The following is a 17,708-nucleotide window of genomic DNA, read 5'->3' on the forward strand; positions in this document are numbered from 1 at the left end:
GCGTGAGATAGCAACAATGTGTAGTCACGCGGCGGGTAAACTATTGCGATGGCCGTTGGGCGGGTCTAGAAACAGGTGCAGAAGCACAAGGCTTCCCTCAACGACGGCCAATTCTGGTCTGAAAGCAATCCATGACTGAAAAACACTCTCATCGCGGGCTTGTTGTCGCCGCGATTATGGCAAGCATGGCCATGATCGCCGTCGAGGCAACGATTGTGTCGACCGCGATGCCGCAGATCGCAGCGCAACTTGGCCAGCTCAATCTTTATTCCTGGGTTTTCTCGTCATTCCTTTTGACCCAGACGGCAACGACAGTCGTCTTTGGCAAACTGGCCGATATCTATGGACGCAAGCCGGTGCTCGTCTTTGGTATAGCTCTGTTTCTGGTCGCCTCTGTGCTGGCCGGTTTTGCATGGTCTATGCCGTCGATGATTGCTTTTCGATTGTTGCAGGGCATTGGGGCAGGGGCGGTCCAGCCCGCGGCCATGACCGTCGTAGCCGATCTTTTTCCAGGAGCGCAGCGCAGCAAGGTTCAGGGATATCTTGCCAGTGTCTGGGCATTGTCTGCCGTTGTCGGTCCTTTGCTTGGTAGTGTGATCATTCACAATTTGAGCTGGGCATGGGTGTTCTGGATCAACGTGCCAGTCGGCATTTTGGCCGCATCCGGCTTTCTCCTTTTCCTGCATGAAGAGAAGCGCTCCACACGCGTATCGGTCGATGTGCTTGGCGCGGCTCTTTTCGCCGTCTCCATCTCCTCGCTGATGATTGCGCTCACGCTCATGGAGAGCGCTGTTTCGCTGGAGGGAATTCTGGCACTGGCGCTCTTTGGTCTTTCGCTGGTCGCCTTCATCTGGCAGGAGCGCCGCGCGAAAGAGCCGATGGTGGCGCCCGATTTGTGGCTAAAGCGTCCCATAGCATTTTCCAATCTGGCGGTTTTTCTGGCCAGTATGTCAATCATGGGGCTGACGACATTCCTGCCCATGTATGTGCAGACGGTCCTCAACCGGTCTCCCGTGGTCGCGGGCTTTGCGCTCACCATGTTGCTGCTGGGCTGGCCGTGCGGGGCCACGATTGCATCGCGACAGTTTACGCGGTTTGGACTGCGCCCAATCATGATCGCGGGAAGCATTTGCATTCCGATTGGAACGTCGCTGCTTGTCATGCTCACCCCAGCCAGTTCAGCCACACTGGCTGGAGCCGGTTCTCTGATCATGGGGTTCGGCATGGGGCTGCTCAACATCGGGGCACTGATCCTGACGCAGGACAGCGTGAGCTGGTCGGAGCGCGGCAGCGCCACGGCATCGAATGTCTTCTCGCGCAATTTGGGCAGTACGCTCGGTGCGACTGTTCTGGGCGCGGTGCTGACCTATGGTCTTGCGAATGCCAATCACGGTGAGGCGATTACATCAGAACAACTTCGCGACCTGTTGAATGGTGCGGAGATGTTGATGGATCAGCAGGTGCTGCGGCTTGCGCTTCAAAATGCACTGCACGCGACCTTTGTGGCGATGATGCTGATCGCGGTCTTGATTGTGCCAATCTGCCTTTGTGTCCCTCGGGTCAAAAAGACCTATGAAGAACAAGTGGTGACCTGAGCGTCGACCGACATCTAAGAACAGCGAAAAGCCGCCGACTCCATGACAGTCGGCGGCTTTTCTTTTCAAGAACCCAACGTGGTTTTTGAAGTCGATTATTTGTAAGCAGAAACCACGATTTCAATCAGCGTATCGCCACCCAGATCAGCAACGCCAACGGTTGCACGGGTTGGCAACAGCGAAGGATCAATCCATTCCTTCCAGACCTTATCCATTTCAGGCTTCTTGTTGAGGTCTGTTACGAAGATGGTGGCTGCCAGAAGCTTGGTCTTGTCCGTGCCTGCCTGTGCCAGATAGCTGTCGAGCTTGGCGAGGATTTCGCGGGTCTGACCAGCCATATCCAGGCTTTCGTCATCACAGGTGGTTCCACCGACATAGACAATGCCGTTGTGTTCGACGACGCGATGCATGATCGGCGTCTGAATGAAACGCTCAGCCATAGTTTAATCCTTTCAGATGGTTGGGGAATTTTCCGGTTGCTCGCCGGTAACGGCGAAGACAGCATCGGGGGTTTGAGGTAGAGCCGCGATTTCGCTGAGCGGCACCGGTTTCACCGGCGCACGCAGACGATAGAAGCCGACTGTTTCCGGCGCGCGGTTTTGCACCTCGGCCAGAATTTCCGTGACGGTGGAACTGCACATGCGGCCCTGACAAGGCCCCATGCCACAGCGAAACATGGTTTTCAGCTGGTTTGGGCCAGCGATATTGCAGGCTGCCGCGTCGCGGATTGCGCCTGCAGTCACTTCTTCGCAACGGCAGACGATTGTTTCCCGATCCGTTGGTGCGCGAAACGCCTGTGCAGGCAGATAAAGCGCGTCGATAAAGGATCGACCACGTTCGAAGCGCCGCGCTTGCGCACGCAGCTTTGCGATTTTCGAACTCAACGTTGTGGCCAATGCCGGAAAGATATCCCGACAGGCTGCGAGCGCTGCGACACGTCCGCTCTGCTCGGCAACCAATGCACCACCAATGCCGCTGCCGTCACCAGCAATATAGATGGACGGAACAGACGAACGACCATTGTCGTCGAGTTGCGGTTGAAAACATTTCTGATCGTCGTTCCAAACCAGAGCGCAGCCGGAAGCATTGGCGAGATTGTTGTTGGGGATCACACCCTGATGCAGGAACACGCTATCGACAGCAAGCCTGTGTGTCTTGCCTTTGGCCGAAAAGCAGATCGCTTCGGCTTCCTCTTTTCCTTCAATGGCTATTTCGGTGACACCAGAATAAACCGGCACCGACTTGCGCACTTTCAAAAGCAGGGAAAGCCCCTTCAAGGCATAGGGCGAGAAAAGGACTGAAGGCAGGTTCGGTGCAGATTTCAGGTAATTTGCGCCGGGCGTCGTATCGAGCAATGCTGCAACTTTGCCACCCGCCTGCAACAGCTGCGCGGCGAACATGTAGAGCAGCGGGCCTGTTCCCGCCAAAACCACATTTCCGTTGGGCAGGAGGCCGGAAGCCTTCAACGCAATCTGTGCTGCGCCGACGGTCATAACACCCGGCAATGTCCAGCCCCTGACAGGCATCGGACGCTCCATGGCGCCGGTCGCGAAGATCACGCGGCGCGCTGAAACAATCCCGCTCTTGCCGCTTACCGATACGCGCAGATCAACGCCGTTGTTGTCGCCGTCCTGTGGCTCCGCGCTCCAGACGAGGGCCTGCGGCACATAGGTGGCCTTGCTGGCGATGAATGCTTTCAGGACCTCTTTGCCCCGCCAGTAGTCGGTGCCGAGAAACGGCCTGCGGGCAGTTGTATTGTGTTCAATGCCACGGTAAATCTGGCCGCCGACGGCGGGATTCTCGTCGAACAGGACAACGTTGGCGCCAGCGGCGCTTGCCTCCGCCGCTGCCGACATGCCCGCCGGTCCTGCGCCGATAATGGCGAGATCATAGGCCGCGTCGAGCGCATGAATATCGGAAATTCTTTTGAGCATTGTCGTCATGGTTCCACCCGACGTGCGCCGGTCTGCGAAGAAATGACCATTCCATCGACCACGGGCGTCATACAGGCTTGGCGGTTCTGAATACCATCAATGGTAACCAGACACTCAAAACAGATACCCATCAGGCAGTAGGGCGCTCGCGGCTGATTACCAACGACGCTATCTCTGAGCCGGTTGATACCCTCTCCAAGCAGCGCTGCGGCGACAGTTACATTGGCAGGCACCGTCAAGGTGCGCGCATCGAATGTGATCGTCACGGTTTCCTCTGGTGTCTCAGTTTTAAGGAACATTTTAGGAGACATGAAACCTCCGGCCGGAGAACGCATCACCAGCAAGTTGTTTGGCATCGGCTGCTATTTCCTTTGCCACGATCAGGGCGTGGTTGGCGGCAAGCGTGACGCCGGAATGGCACATGACGGCGTAAGCGCCCGGGTGGCTTTCGGATTGTTCGTAAATCGGCATTCCGTCCGGTGTCTTGACCCGAAACCCGGCCCAACTGCGAATGACATTGACATCGGCCAGATGCGGGAATGTCCGCACTGCCCTGTTGGCCAGCACCGCGCTGATATCCTGATTGGTGGCGATCCGGTCCGTATGGGTTTCCTGACTGTCGCCGATCATCACGCCGCCTTCATCCGCCTGCCGCAGCGTGGCCGCTGTATAGGGGAAGAAGGGCGCGCATTTCTCCGTTACAAGAATTTGGCCTTTGCTGCGCACGACCGGCGCTTCAAGACCGACACTTTTGGCAAGCTCTGCATTGCCGTTGCCCGCAGCCAGAATGACGCGTTCGGCAAAGACCTCGCCCCATGCGCCGCTTAACAGAAAGCCACCGTTTTGCGGGGTGATGGAAGAGACTTCACAGTGCGGTTCGTAGGACGCGCCGAGTTTGATCATGCCCGTATGCAAGGCGCGAAACAGGCGCAGTGAATTCACGTCGCCGTCCATCGGCGAATAGATCGAACCGATCACATCCCGGCCTATGGAGGGTACCATTCTGGCCGTTTCCTGATGGTCGAGCACAACATGTTCCGGGGCGTCATTGCCGAGTTCCCGCGCCACCGTCGCGACGTCTTCCGCAAACATTTGAAGCTCGCGCTGGTCTAGGCAGAAGGTAAAGGCACCAGTCTGTTTCAACGCCACATCAAGCCCGGTGATATCCCGCAACTCGTCTGCGAAAGCGGGCCACAGGCGCGCAGATTGCATTGTCCAACGGGCATAGTGTGGTGCGCCTACGCCTTTGCCCTGTACCCAGATGAGCGCGAAATTGGCACGGGATGCGCGCAGGGACAGGTCTTCTCCATCAAGAAGCATTGGACGCAGACCGGATCGGGCGAGACCCCAGGCAATGGCAGAGCCAACCAGTCCCGCGCCGATAATGATTATGTTTTGGTCCGGCAATCTGCGCATTCGTAAATTCAATCTGTTGTCACAGCGTCGTCAGTGTTGGGCCTGACGAGAGTCAGGCCCGATTGCGTCGGCTCAGTTTTGCGGGCTTACGTCCACCTTGAACCATTTCTCGGAAAGTTTTTTCACCGTGCCGTCGGCAATCGCGGCCTGAATGGCTGTATCGAAGCGACCCTTCAGGGCGGTATCTTCCTTGCGCAGACCGACACCGATCATGCCGAAGACCTTGCCCGAAAACAGCGGGCCGGCCAGCTTTGCGCCCTTCATGTCGTCCTTTTCCAGCGCAGCCGCAAGAACTGTGGCATTGGCGACAACCGCATCTACGCGACCGCTGGTCAGGTCGAAATTGTGTTCCTCCGCGGTCTTGTACTCACGCACATCCGCGCCATCCTTGAAATATTGTTCCATGAAGGCGGAAGCGGTTGTGGAACCCTGAACGCCGACGGTCTTGCCGTTGATTTTCTTGGCGATTTCCTCGAGCACCGGCTTGGCCGCATCGGAATCGACATTCAGCGGCTTGCCGCCTTCCGGCAGATCGGCGAGGTCGCTGTCATCCATGACTGCAAAGGAATTGATGGCTGCCGCATAAGGCGACGAAAACGCAATCACCTCCTCACGCTTCGGCGTGATGCTCATACCCGCCATGATGGCGTCATACTTGCCAGCGGTCAGCGACGGGATGATGCCGTCCCAGTTCTGAGCGGTGATTTCGCATTTCGCTTTCAGGCGCTCGCAAAGGTCCTTGGCGAGATCAATCTCGAAGCCTTCCAGCACACCGTTCGGGCCGGAAAAATTCCACGGCGCATAAGCACCTTCGGTGGCGATGCGCACGACATCTTCGGCCTGCGCGGTCGGTGCGACGGCGAGAACGCCAAGGACGGAAAGGACGAATTTCAGTTTCATATGTTCACCTCTGTTAGAAAACCGATTGATCGGTTCATGCGTTTTGTTTGGAAATGAATTGCCGGAACCGTTCGCTTTTGGGGTTGCCAAAAACCTCGTCGGGCGTGCCTTCTTCTTCAATCACGCCCTGACGCAGAAACACCACACGGCTGGAAACATCGCGGGCGAAGCCCATCTCGTGGGTCACGACCAGCATGGTGCGCCCCTCTGCCGCCAGATCGCGCATGACCTTCAGCACCTCGGCCACCAGTTCAGGGTCGAGCGCGGAGGTCGGTTCATCGAACAGCATGATCTTCGGACGCATCGCTAATGCGCGGGCAATCGCCGCGCGTTGCTGCTGGCCGCCGGAAAGATGTGCGGGATAGAAATTGCGCTTATCGGCTATGCCGACCCGCTCAAGCAGTGCTTCGGCTTCGGCAATGCATTCCGACCGGTTTCGCTTCTGCACATACACAGGCGCTTCGATCAGATTTTCAAGGATGCTCAGGTGTGACCATAGATTGAACGACTGGAACACCATCGTCGCCTGACCGCGCAGCCGCTGAACCTGTTGCGCATCAGCAGGACGAGGCGCACGTCCCGGCTGCTGGTCGAGCTTATACGCCTCTCCATGAATAGCCACACTGCCCGCATCCGGCACTTCCAGCATATTGATGCAGCGCAGCAGTGTGGATTTTCCGGAACCCCATGCTCCCAGAATGGAGATAACTTCACCCTGGTGGGCCTGCAAGCAAACTGAATGCAGAACCTTGTGCGCGCCGTAGCATTTTTCGAGGTTCTTGATCTCGACCGCAGGCGTTTCGAAACGTTGCATTACGAGTTTCCTCCGGCGGCATGCACGATGACAGGCTGACGCTGGGCCGCCGAAAGGCGGTATTCCAGCAGTTTGAAGATTCTGGTGACTACGAAGTTCAGGAGGAGATAAATCGCGCCTGCACAGATGAAGACTTCGACAGGGCGATAGGTGGCGGAAATCAGCTTGGCCGCCAGCCCTGTCACTTCCATCATGGTGATGGTTGATGCCAGCGCGGTGGACTTCACCATCAAGATGACTTCGTTCGAATAGGCGGGCAGCATCTGTCGCAACGCTTGTGGGGCTAGAATGCGACGGACGAGTGTAAAACCGCTCATACCATAAGCATGCGCCGCTTCGATCTGCCCGGTCGCGACCGACAGAACGCCGCCACGTATGATTTCGGCGCTATAGGCAGCTGTATTGAGTGCCAGAGCCAGCACCGCGCACCAATAGGGTTCGCGTAGAAACGGCCAGAGAAAGCTCCGGCGCAGTTCTGGAAACTGGCTGAGGCCGTAATAGATGATGTAAAGCTGGACCAGCAGCGGGGTGCCGCGCAGCACGAAGATATAACCTCGCGCAATGAGGTCCAGTACCAGATTGCCCGACAGACGCATCGTAGCCAGTATGGTGGCCAGCACGGCACCGCTGATAACTGATAGCGCCATCAGTTGAAGCGTCAGCGGGATACCGCGACAGAGCTGAACGAAACTGTCGAACATGAATGGAAGGTCGAGAAAGCTCATACCGCCCTCCGGATGCCGCGCATGGCGCGTCTTTCGGCGTTCTTGAACAGCAAGCCCGATGCGAATGTGATGACGAGATAAAGCAGCCCGGCGGTCAGGAAGAAGGTGAATGGCTTGCGGGTTGATCCAGCGCCGATTTGCGCCTGACGCATCAGTTCAACCAGTCCAACGACCGAGATCAGTGCGGATTCCTTCAAGACGAGCTGCCACACATTGCCGATGCCCGGAATGGCGAAGCGCGCCGCCTGCGGAACCATGATGCGGCGAAACAGCAGACGCGGCGGCATGCCATAGGCTTTGGCAGCCTCGATTTCGCCTTTGGGGAGTGCAAGCACCGCGCCGCGATAGACTTCGGCCTGATATGCGCCCGATACCACACCGATGGCCAGTGCACCGGTGATGAAGATTGGCGCACTGACGAAACCTTGCCCGCCGAACAACGCGCCAATCTGGCTCAACACGGCGCTGCTGCCGAAATAGAACAGATAAATGACCAGAAGATCGGGGATGCCGCGAAGCACCGTCGAATAGCCGTCAGCCGCAATTCTGAGAATGCGCTGCGATGAGAATGAAGCGGCAGCGGCAATCATGCCGAACACTGCGCCTGCCGCGAAACCGCAAAAGGCTACCGCGAGTGTCATGCCCGTGGCCCGGAGCATATCATAGCCCCAGCCGTCTTCGGCAAAACCCATCAAATCGAGATATGCGCTGACCGCACCCAACTGCATTGTTCCCTTTTTATGTCCGGTGCTTTCGTCGCGCCGATACGTTTATGGGAGTGGTTTGACAGCGGGGCTCAATACAGTCAAATTCGAAATGAAGCCCAGAGCATAACCAAATATTATGGTGAAACATGAACCTGCGTCAGGTCGAAGCGTTCCGAACCGTCATGCTGACTGGAAAAATGACGGCTGCAGCGGAACTGATGTCGATCACTCAGCCCGCCGTGAGCCGCCTGATCCGCGACTTTGAGATCGATACGAAACTCAAGCTCTTCAACCGTCGCGGAAACCAGTTGATCCCTACGCAGGCGGCCATGACGCTATTGCAGGAGGTCGAGCGGGCCTATGTCGGGCTCAATCGCATCCGGAGTTTCGCCGACGAGATCAGCCGTCAGAATGCGGGCATGTTGCGGATAGCGGCCATGCCTGCTCTTGCAAACGGGATCATGCCGCGCTTCCTTGCGCGTTTTCTCAAGGAGCGGCCCAATATCCATGCCTCTCTCAATGGCATTCCCTCTGCAATGGTGGTCGAAGCCGTCGCATCTGGTCAGGTCGATCTCGGTTTTGCTGATGGCCCGCTTGACAGACCCGGTTTCAATATTGAAACCCGGGCGATACCGGCGGTTGTCGCTGTCCCGCTGGGGCATCGCCTTGCAGACTATCCGGAGGTTTCACCGGATGATCTCGCCGATGAACGTATGATCACGCTGGAGCCGGGGTCGCTGTTTGCCATGCGTGTGGAAGTGGCGCTTGCGCGCATTCCACGATCGGCCACCATTGAGACTCGCTTGTCGCACACAGCGCTGACGCTTGTGGCCGAAGGTGTCGGTATAACGATCATCGATCCGTCGTCGGCAACCGATTTTCGCGGACGCGGCGTGGCGATCCGGCCTTTCACAAGCTTCGTCGACGCAGGATTTCTGGTCATTCGCCGCAGTAATGGCCCCGATAACAGCCTGGCTCAACGGTTCATAGACGAGTTCTGGGCCTATCATGAAACGCTGCTTGCGCAGCCGTGAAGATAGGGGACTTTAGAGGGTCTCAATCCTGGTAGATGCGCTCCTCAAGGGGCGTTGATGCAATGATAGATTTCAGTCCGGCCAGCATGGCCTTTTCCGCCTTGTTGAGGTTGGCTTCAGGATTGTGGATCAGGAAAACATCGATGGCAGGCGGGTTGTCGTAAGGCGGCAGACGCCAGAGAAGGCCGTCATCGATCTCGCGTCGCGCGACATGCACTGGAAGCGGACCGATGCCAAGCCCGGTGATGATCATCCGGCGCACTTCCTCGAGGCTCGACGATGTGCCGACCACATCCGGTGAAAGCCGCGCCTCACTGCGCAACAGAGCTACGGGTCGCAGCGCGTCGGCAATATGATCGGTCTGGAACGAAACCGATGGTTCTCCCTTCAGATCGGCAAGGGTCAGTCCGGACTGGCCGAACATCCGGTGCCGGGGCCCGCAGAAAAACCCGAAGAATTCACGATAGACCATGGTGTAGTCGAGCGCGGGGTCGCGATTACTCACCAGACCAAGGCCGAAGGAAGCGCGCTTCTCGCGCACAAGCCGCGCGACTTCTGTACTGGCGGATACGTTGATCGTCAGTGTCGCATTGGGATGCTGTTCATGAAACAGCGCGAGCGCCTGATCGAAGATCGGCGATATGATGTGGCTGGCGACAGAGATGGTGACATGGCCGGTCACATTGTCACCAACGCCACGCACCAGTTGCGGCAGTTGCGAGATGGCGCCGAAGACCTCAATGCTCTGTTCGTAAAGCAGTTTGCCAACGTCCGTCAGCTCAAAATGGGTTGCGTCGCGCTCCACCAGCCGCTGGCCGATGCGGTCTTCCAATCGGCGCAACGCATTGCTCACGCTTGGTTGTTTGAGGTTGAGGCGCTCTGCCGCGCGGGTAATGCTTTTGACCTCCGCGATTACCACAAAACTGCGCAGAAGGTTCCAGTCCAGATCCCAGACAAGGCGTTCAGGGCGATGCAGCGACATGGGGTCATCCATTCATGAAATCTATGCAATCTATTCCCATTATCTATTTGCGAAATGTATCCATAAAAGCAATCATGAATATTGGAAGGCATCAAAAAGCCTCAAGAAAAACAAACAAAAGGAAGTCGGGAACAGCATGTTTGACAAATTCACGGGTTTCATTGCCGCGGCCGCGATTACCGCCACCGCAGTCTTTGCGGTTGCGCCTGCACAAGCGGATGATCTTGAAAAGATCAAGGCCGCGGGCGAGTTGAAGATCGCCATGAGCGGCCAGTACCCGCCGTTCAATTTCGTCAATGAGAAGAACGAAGTCGTGGGCTTTGACGCTTCCATCGGGTCGGCGATTGCCGAGCGCATGCAGCTCAAGCCACAGCTTATCACCACCGCATGGGACGGCATTGTCGCCGGCCTTCGGGCAGGCAAGTTCGACACGGTGGTTGGCTCCATGACGATTACGCCGGAACGCGAGAAGGCCGTGGATTTCGTGGGACCTTACTATCATGCGGGCCGCGCGGTTTTCGTGAAGGAAGACTCCGCAGTTCAAAAGCTCGACGATCTCAAGGACAAGACACTGGGCGTAACGCTTGGTGAAACCCATGAAAAATGGGCGCGCGAACAGGGCGGCTGGTCCATTCGCACCTATAAGGGTCTGCCGGAGCTGATGCTCGAACTGAATGCCGGTCGTGTCGATGCCATGCCATCGTCGTCGACAACATCCCGGTCATGGTGGCGATCAAGGAAACCGGACAGAAGGTCCGCAGGCTCGATACGCCTGATATCGAAGGCGGCAGTGTTGCGATCGGCATCGCCATCCGCAAGAACAATCCAGAGCTGAAGGCTGCAATGCAGAAGGCTCTCGACGAGATCATGGCCGACGGCACCTATGAGAAGATCTCGATGCAATGGGTTGGCAGCGATATTCGCTGATGCGTCATCCCGGCCCGGCATATGTCCGGGCCGGTTGAAAACCGATTGACCGGAGTTTTCCGATGGATTTTGCGTTGATGTTGCGCGTCCTCCCGTTTTTTCTGGAGGCGGCATGGGTGACTGTCCAAATTTCTGCTCTGGCCCTGGTGTTGGGTCTGGCCGTCGCGGCGGTCCTCGTTAACGGGCGTCTGTCCCGCTCGGTCATCCTGCGATGGCTTGCAGCAGCCTATGTGAGCGTCTTTCGCGGCACACCTTGCCTTGTGCAGCTATTCATTCTCTATTTCGGCGGCCCACAGATCGGCATCAATCTGGAGCCGTTTGCCGCTGGTGTCATCGGTCTGGGGTTGAATATCGGCGCATACATGTCGGAATCGATCCGTGGCGCAATTCAGAGCGTTGATCGCGGCCAGACCGAAGCTGCCCGTTCCATCGGCTTCGGGCGAGGCCAGACGATGCGGTTCGTCGTGCTGCCCCAGGCAGCCCGGCTGATGATCCGCCCTCTCGGTGTCAATACGATTGCGCTCCTGAAGGGCTCTGCGCTGGTTTCCACCATTTCAGTGGTTGAACTGACCTATACGGCGCAGCGTTTCATCGGTTCCACCTACAAACCGTTCGAGATTTTCGGCGTTGCAGCCGTTCTCTATATGATCATCATCTATATCGTGGCGCGCGGGGTCGATCTTCTCGACAAGCGCTTCGCGGCGCAGTGAGGGAGGACTGGATGCAAGCTCTCGACTTCAGCATCGTCGCTCCCTATACGAATCTGCTCCTGACCGGACTGTGGTGGACGCTGGTTCTGACCGTAGCGTCGGCTTTCCTCAGCTTCGTGCTCGGCATCGTCTTTGCGCTGGTGGTGCTCTACGCGCCTAAGATTCTCGCATGGCCGGTGCGGTTCTTCATGTGGCTGTTCATGGGAACGCCGCTTCTGTTGCAGCTGTTCCTGATCTATTTCGGGCTGGTTCAGATCGGTATCGATATTCCGGCGCTTGGCGCGGGCATCATCGGTCTCAGTCTGCACTTTGCCGTCTATAATGCCGATATCATCCGTGCGGGTATCGTGGCGGTCGATCCGGGTCAGATGGAAGGCGCGCGTTCCATCGGCTTCAGCCATGGTCAGGCTTTGCGCTACATCGTCATCCCGCAAGCGGTGCGCAATACGATCCCGCCCATCGGCAATAATATGATCGTTCTTTTGAAGGATACGTCGCTGGTTTCGATCATCGGCATTGCCGAACTGGTGCACAGCGCGCAGCTTGCCATCAGCGAAACCTTTAGCCCGTTCGAATTCTACATCACCATCGCCGCCATCTACTACGTGGTCAATCTGGTTCTGGAAGCCAGCCTGCGGCGCATTGAAAGAAAAGTGGAGGTCACGCGATGAGCAGCCCCAAAACCGCAAAACCGATGGTCGAAGTGAAGGGTGCCCGCAAAGCCTATGGCGAGCTGGAAGTGTTGAAAGGTATCGACCTTTCCGTGGCGCGTGGCCAGATCGTCGCCATCATCGGCCCCAGCGGCTCGGGCAAGAGCACGCTTCTGCGCTCGATCAATCATCTTGAAACGCTGAATGGCGGTGAAGTCTGGCTTGATGGCATGCAGGTCAATCAGCCTCTCACCGGGCAGGCTTTCGAGAAGCACATCAATGCCGTTCGCCAGCAGATGGGCATGGTGTTTCAGCACTTCAACCTGTTCCCACATCTGACAGTGCTGGAAAACATCACGCTCGGCCCCATCAAACTCAAGGGCATGACGAAGGACGCTGCTCGTACGCTAGCACTGGAGCTTTTGAAGAAGGTCGGGCTTGCCGACAAGATCGACGTCTATCCCTCGCGGCTGTCCGGCGGCCAGAAGCAGCGTGTGGCCATTGCCCGTGCGCTCGCCATGCAGCCGAAAGTGATGCTGTTCGACGAGGCGACTTCGGCGCTCGATCCCGAGCTGGTGGACGAGGTCAATGCCGTCATGAAGCAGCTCGCCGCTGAACATATGACGATGCTGATCGTCACGCATGAGATGCGATTTGCGGGCGAAGTGGCAGATCGTATCCTGTTCATGGATGGCGGTGTGGTGGTGGAAGAGGGGCCGCCGGATCAGATTTTGAGCAATCCGGTGCAGGAGCGTACCCGCTCCTTCCTCAAGAAATATCTGGCTGCGTGAGGTGATGGCATGAACGAGAGAAACGGCAATGGGTTTGCCGATTTTGGGGATTTTCCCGATTTCGGGCTGAGCCCGGCGCAGCGACGCGAAGCCGTGCTTGGCCATTATTATGAATATCCCGGCATGGACGGGCCGCGTGGTGAAATCTGGTGCTACACCGATGCCTATTCTTATCTGCCGGGCGCAACGGTTCATTTGCAGGTGAGTGCGACCGCGTCGCGCTTCGATATCGAAATCGTCCGGGATGGGGCGGTTGAAAAGCCCGTATTCTCAAAGCGCAGGATAGACTGCAAATGGCAGGAAACGCCAGCGCAATGTTCTGTTGTGGGCTGCGGCTGGGAGACGACATTTTCGTTCAAGACGGATGAGAACTGGCCTTCCGGTGCTTATCGCATCACGCTGAAAGCCGAAGGCAATGACGGTCAGTTGATCCATTGCCACCATCTTTTCATCCTGCGTCCTGTGGCAGGCCGTAAGCCGGGTCGTATCCTGCAGGTTGCCGCGACTGGCACGTGGACGGCCTATAATACCTGGGGCGGTTCCAACCACTATCAGGGCATTACCGGGCCGAATGGCGATCAATATGCGACGACGGTAAGCATCGAGCGTCCGTTCTGCCGTGGCTTTGCGCTGTTACCGTCCGATGCGCCTCGCGTGCCGCTGGAGTTTGTGACGCCGCCTGCCGCCCCTCCACGCTATCCGCATATGGAATGGGCCTTTGCCAATGGCTATTCCAAGAAATATGCCTCATCCGGCTGGGCGAGCTATGACAGCCTGTTCTTCCGCTGGGCTGAACGGGAAGGCTTTGCGATTGATCTCGCCAGCCAGCATGAGCTGCATTTCTCGCCGGAAATCCTCGACGGGTATGACTGTGTGGCCTTTGTTGGTCACGACGAATACTGGACATGGGAAATGCGCGATGCCGTCGATCATTATGTCGATGGCGGCGGTCGTGCGGCCCGTTTTGCGGGCAATTTCATGTGGCAGACGCGGCTTGAGGATGATGGCAAGCGGCAGACTTGCTACAAATATCGCGCCCGCGCTGAAGACCCGGTCAATCGCTCCGCTGATCGACGGCGCACCAGCGGTTGCTGGGAAGCGACGGAAGCCGGACGGCCTGCTGCCGAAACCTTCGGTCTCAATGCGCTGCGCGGGCTTTATGTCGGCTGGGGTGGTTGCGCCCCGCGTGGCGTGCGCGGTTTTCCGGTCTATCGCCCGGAACATTGGGCCTTTGCGGGAACCGGTATCTATTACGGTGATCTCCTGGGCGCTGACGGTCACGCCTTCGGCTATGAGGTCGACGGGCTCGACTATGTGATCCGGGGCGGTCTGCCGGAACCGGAGGCGGGCAGCGGCGCACCTGTTGGATTGCAAATTCTGGCGCTAGGCATGTCGTCTCTCAAGGAAGAGAGCGCGGATATTCCAGCCGACGACCAGTTCCTCTCCGATGCCGATGCCAAATTCGTGGCCGATACGCTGATCGGCGACAATGGCGATGCAGCCGTCGAACGCATCAAGCGCGGCTGCGGCATGATCGTCAATTTTCCGCGCGGCAAGGGCGAGGTTTTCCACGCCGGAAGCTGCGAGTGGGTCGCGGCTCTCAAACGTGGCGACCGCATGGTCCAGCGTGTGACCGCCAATGTTCTTAACCAATATCTCAAGCGCTGACAGAGTAACGCCATGCTCAACACAAAAGCACAGAACGAACGCCCGGCATCGCATCTTTTCTACCAGTCGCGCCTACGCAGGCCGCTGGTGGATCGTGCCGAAGGTATCTATATCTGGGATCAGGACGGACGCCGGGTCATCGACGGCTCTAGCGGCGCGATGGTGGTCAATATCGGCCACGGCAATCGCAACGTGCTCGACGCCATGAAAGAGCAGATGGATCGCGTCACCTTCGCTTATCGGCTTCATTTCGAAAACGAGCCGGCGGAGGATCTGGCGCACATGGCCGCCGAACGTATGCCGGAAGGTCTGGACAAGATTTTCTTCGTGTCCGGTGGTTCGGAAGCAGTGGAATCCTGCATCAAGCTTGCCCGCCAATGGGCGGTTGCGACCGGGCAGGGCACACGCTGGAAAGTGATTTCGCGGTTTCCGTCTTACCATGGCGGTACGCTTGGGGCGCTGGCGGTCACCGGTTATGCGGCTTTGAGCGAGCCTTTCGCACCCATCATGCGCGAAATGCCGAAAGTCCCTGCACCGACTGCCTATCTCGACCGCGACAATCTCACGATGGAACAACGCGGCCAGAAATATGCCGACATGCTGGAGGAGAAGATTCAGGAAGAAGGTCCTGAAAGCGTACTCGCCTTTATCATGGAGCCGATCGGTGGAGCGTCGACCGGCGCGCTGGTTGCGCCCGACAGCTACTATCCGCGTATCCGCGAAATCTGCGACCGTTATGGCATCCTGCTCATCCACGACGAGGTGATGAGCGGTGCAGGACGTACCGGCAAGTTTTTGGGCGGCGACCACTGGAACTGCAAGCCCGATCTCATCGCTCTCTCGAAGGGTTTCGCCTCAGGTTATTGCCCGCTTGGCGCAATGGCGGCGCCTGGACGCATTGTGCAGCCGGTGCTGGATGCTGGCGGCTTCCTGCACGGCTTCACTTATGCGGGCAATCCGCTGGCTTGCGCGGCAGGCAAAGCAGTGCTTCAGGAGATTGATCGTCTCGATCTGGTCGGCAATGCCGCCCGTATGGGCGATGCGCTGAAGGGCGAGCTGGAAGGACTGGCGAAGCGCTTCCCGTTCATCGGTGATGTGCGCGGCAAGGGGTTGTTGCTGGCCGCCGAATTCGTATCCGATCCTGACACCATGAAGCCGTTGCCGAAGGAGCTGAACGCCCATCAGCGCATGGTCGATCTTGCCTATGAGCGCGGTCTGATCATCTATTCGCGCCGCACGCGGGGTGGTGTTGAAGGCGATCACTTCCTCGTCTGCCCGCCGATGATCGTAAGTCGAGAACAGGTTGGCGAGATCACCGCGATCCTTGGCGATACGCTGGAGGTTCTGGCGCGTGAACTCAAGCTGCCCGTGAACGCATAAGGAAACCGGATCATGACCGAGAAGAAGAAAACACAGCGCAAGGTGATCATCACCTGCGCAGTGACGGGCTCCGTGCACACTCCAACCATGTCGCCGCACTTACCGGTCACGCCGGAGGAGATCGCCAGCGAAGCCATTGCGGCGGCGGAAGCGGGCGCATCCATCCTGCATCTCCATGCCCGCGATCCGCGTGATGGCAGACCGTCCGCCAATCCGGACCTGTTCATGCAGTTCCTGCCCCGCATCAAGCAATCGACCGCGGCCGTGGTGAATATTTCCACTGGCGGGTCGTCATTGATGACGCTGGATGACCGGCTGGCTGCGCCGCTCAGGGCGCAACCGGAGATGTGCTCGCTCAATATGGGCTCGATGAACTTCGCGCTGTTTCCAGCCCTCGACAAGCCACGCGAGTGGAAGCATGCATGGGAGCCGGAACTGTTGGAGGCAACGCGTCATTCAATCTTCAAGAACACCTTCGCGGATATGGAAGGCATTCTGACCAGTCTCGGTCAGGGCTGCGGTACCCGCTTCGAGTTCGAATGCTACGATGTCGGGCATCTCTATTCACTGGCCCATTTCCGTGATCGTGGGCTGGTGACCGGTCATCTATTCATCCAGTTCGTCTTCGGTATTCTGGGCGGCATCGGTGCAGACCCGGACAACCTCATGCATATGAAGCGCATTACAGACAAGCTGTTCGGCGACGACTATTCCTTCTCGGTTCTGGCGGCAGGGCGACACCAGATTCCGATGATCACAATGGCAGCAGCCATGGGTGGCAATGTTCGTGTCGGTCTGGAAGACAGTCTCTATGACGGACGGGGAAAACTGGCCAAGAGCAATGCCGATCAGGTGCGGCGCATCCGTAGCATTCTTGACGGCTTGTCGCTGGAAGTTGCCACACCCGACGAGGCGCGTGATTATCTGGGCCTGAAGGGTGGGGACAGGGTGGCGTTCTGATGCCAAAGATTGTGTTGGATAGCAAAGCGGGCGTTGTGATCCGGCTCGCCGAGCCTACCGATGCTGAACAGATTCACGAGGCGATCCGCGCGATGGGCGCGGGGCTGGGCGCCACAGGCAAAGTCTCCAGTACGATAGAAGACTTTCGTCGCTATGGCTTTGGTCCCAACGCGGCTTTTACCAGCCTGATCGCCGAGGTGGACGAGGTATTTGCAGGACTGGCGCTGTTCTTCCCGATTTTCTCGACATGGCTTGGTAAGCCCGGTGTCTTTGTGCAGGACCTCTATGTCGAAGAAGGGTTTCGCGGTCGGCGGGTAGGCGAGATATTGCTTCGCCATGTTGCCTCATGGTCGACAGCACGCGGCGGCGTCTATCTGCGGCTGGTCGTGGATCGGGACAATGTTGCCGCGCAACGATTTTACCAACGGCTGGGTATTGGCTGGATCGAAGCCGACCTCGATCATGGCGCTTATGGCGAGGATTTTGCCCGTCTGGCGCGTATCAATGCAAATTAG

18 protein-coding genes and 1 pseudogene are annotated in these 17,708 nt (G+C 57.8%); 10 read left to right on the forward strand and 9 right to left on the reverse strand.

The features are described from left to right. The first annotated feature begins 131 nt into the window (after positions 1-131). Positions 132-1,595: an MDR family MFS transporter gene (locus FHW03_RS04800; protein ID WP_182519599.1), complete on the forward strand. Its 1,464-nt coding sequence runs from the start codon at positions 132-134 to the stop codon at positions 1,593-1,595. Positions 1,596-1,690: 95 nt separating this feature from the next. Here the strand turns inward: FHW03_RS04800 and FHW03_RS04805 are convergent, their stop codons facing one another. The 8 genes from FHW03_RS04805 to FHW03_RS04840 form a co-directional block, all read right to left on the reverse strand. Next, positions 1,691-2,035, reverse strand: coding sequence for a RidA family protein (locus FHW03_RS04805; RefSeq protein WP_061345658.1), 345 nt, complete (start codon positions 2,033-2,035; stop codon positions 1,691-1,693). Positions 2,036-2,047: 12 nt separating this feature from the next. Further along, entirely contained in the window at positions 2,048-3,538 is a 1,491-nt protein-coding gene (locus FHW03_RS04810; RefSeq protein ID WP_182519600.1) for an NAD(P)/FAD-dependent oxidoreductase, read from the reverse strand. After that, positions 3,535-3,828: a (2Fe-2S)-binding protein gene (locus tag FHW03_RS04815; protein WP_182520050.1), complete on the reverse strand. Its 294-nt coding sequence runs from the start codon at positions 3,826-3,828 to the stop codon at positions 3,535-3,537. Before FHW03_RS04815 ends, FHW03_RS04810 begins: the two co-directional genes overlap by 4 nt. A 1-nt stretch (position 3,829) precedes the next feature. Continuing rightward, positions 3,830-4,945 (reverse strand): FAD-dependent oxidoreductase, encoded by a 1,116-nt coding sequence (locus FHW03_RS04820; protein ID WP_182519601.1) that lies wholly within the window; start codon positions 4,943-4,945, stop codon positions 3,830-3,832. Positions 4,946-5,017: 72 nt separating this feature from the next. Beyond that, a complete protein-coding gene (locus FHW03_RS04825; protein ID WP_182519602.1) occupies positions 5,018-5,845 on the reverse strand; it encodes a lysine/arginine/ornithine ABC transporter substrate-binding protein in 828 nt (275 codons plus the stop codon). Positions 5,846-5,879: 34 nt separating this feature from the next. Further along, positions 5,880-6,659, reverse strand: a complete 780-nt coding sequence (locus FHW03_RS04830) for an ATP-binding cassette domain-containing protein (RefSeq protein WP_182519603.1) — start codon at positions 6,657-6,659, stop codon at positions 5,880-5,882. After that, the gene (locus FHW03_RS04835) at positions 6,659-7,384 is read right to left on the reverse strand and encodes an ABC transporter permease (protein WP_182519604.1); all 726 of its coding nucleotides are present in this window, start codon (positions 7,382-7,384) and stop codon (positions 6,659-6,661) included. The genes FHW03_RS04830 and FHW03_RS04835 overlap by 1 nt, the downstream gene beginning before the upstream one ends. Then, complete coding sequence (locus FHW03_RS04840; RefSeq protein WP_182520051.1) at positions 7,381-8,076, reverse strand: ABC transporter permease subunit; 696 nt, start codon at positions 8,074-8,076, stop codon at positions 7,381-7,383. Before FHW03_RS04840 ends, FHW03_RS04835 begins: the two co-directional genes overlap by 4 nt. Positions 8,077-8,237: 161 nt before the next feature. Between FHW03_RS04840 and FHW03_RS04845 the strand changes: the two genes are divergently transcribed. Beyond that, on the forward strand, positions 8,238-9,125 hold the full coding sequence (locus tag FHW03_RS04845) for a LysR substrate-binding domain-containing protein (protein WP_078340561.1): 888 nt from the start codon (positions 8,238-8,240) through the stop codon (positions 9,123-9,125). 22 nt (positions 9,126-9,147) lie between these two features. Here the strand turns inward: FHW03_RS04845 and FHW03_RS04850 are convergent, their stop codons facing one another. Continuing rightward, complete coding sequence (locus FHW03_RS04850; RefSeq protein ID WP_182519605.1) at positions 9,148-10,107, reverse strand: LysR family transcriptional regulator; 960 nt, start codon at positions 10,105-10,107, stop codon at positions 9,148-9,150. Positions 10,108-10,243: 136 nt separating this feature from the next. Between FHW03_RS04850 and FHW03_RS04855 the strand changes: the two are divergent. From FHW03_RS04855 to FHW03_RS04890, 8 genes and pseudogenes are all read left to right on the forward strand, one after another. Beyond that, a pseudogene (locus tag FHW03_RS04855) lies at positions 10,244-11,034 on the forward strand (ABC transporter substrate-binding protein). A 62-nt stretch (positions 11,035-11,096) separates the two neighbouring features. Next, the gene (locus FHW03_RS04860) at positions 11,097-11,744 is read left to right on the forward strand and encodes an amino acid ABC transporter permease (protein WP_182519606.1); all 648 of its coding nucleotides are present in this window, start codon (positions 11,097-11,099) and stop codon (positions 11,742-11,744) included. 11 nt (positions 11,745-11,755) lie between these two features. Further along, a complete protein-coding gene (locus FHW03_RS04865; protein ID WP_182519607.1) occupies positions 11,756-12,415 on the forward strand; it encodes an amino acid ABC transporter permease in 660 nt (219 codons plus the stop codon). Positions 12,416-12,438: 23 nt separating this feature from the next. Then, positions 12,439-13,185, forward strand: a complete 747-nt coding sequence (locus FHW03_RS04870) for an amino acid ABC transporter ATP-binding protein (RefSeq protein ID WP_111787871.1) — start codon at positions 12,439-12,441, stop codon at positions 13,183-13,185. A 9-nt stretch (positions 13,186-13,194) separates the two neighbouring features. Next, complete coding sequence (locus tag FHW03_RS04875) at positions 13,195-14,853, forward strand: N,N-dimethylformamidase beta subunit family domain-containing protein (RefSeq protein WP_182519608.1); 1,659 nt, start codon at positions 13,195-13,197, stop codon at positions 14,851-14,853. A 12-nt stretch (positions 14,854-14,865) separates the two neighbouring features. Then, a complete protein-coding gene (locus FHW03_RS04880; RefSeq protein WP_182519609.1) occupies positions 14,866-16,233 on the forward strand; it encodes an aspartate aminotransferase family protein in 1,368 nt (455 codons plus the stop codon). A 12-nt stretch (positions 16,234-16,245) separates the two neighbouring features. After that, positions 16,246-17,193, forward strand: coding sequence for a 3-keto-5-aminohexanoate cleavage protein (locus FHW03_RS04885; RefSeq protein ID WP_182519610.1), 948 nt, complete (start codon positions 16,246-16,248; stop codon positions 17,191-17,193). Next, a complete protein-coding gene (locus FHW03_RS04890; RefSeq protein ID WP_182519611.1) occupies positions 17,193-17,708 on the forward strand; it encodes a GNAT family N-acetyltransferase in 516 nt (171 codons plus the stop codon). Before FHW03_RS04885 ends, FHW03_RS04890 begins: the two co-directional genes overlap by 1 nt.

Origin of the sequence: Ochrobactrum sp. RH2CCR150 (assembly GCA_014138095.1) — a bacterium.
GTDB classification, from domain to species: domain Bacteria; phylum Pseudomonadota; class Alphaproteobacteria; order Rhizobiales; family Rhizobiaceae; genus Brucella; species Brucella gambitense.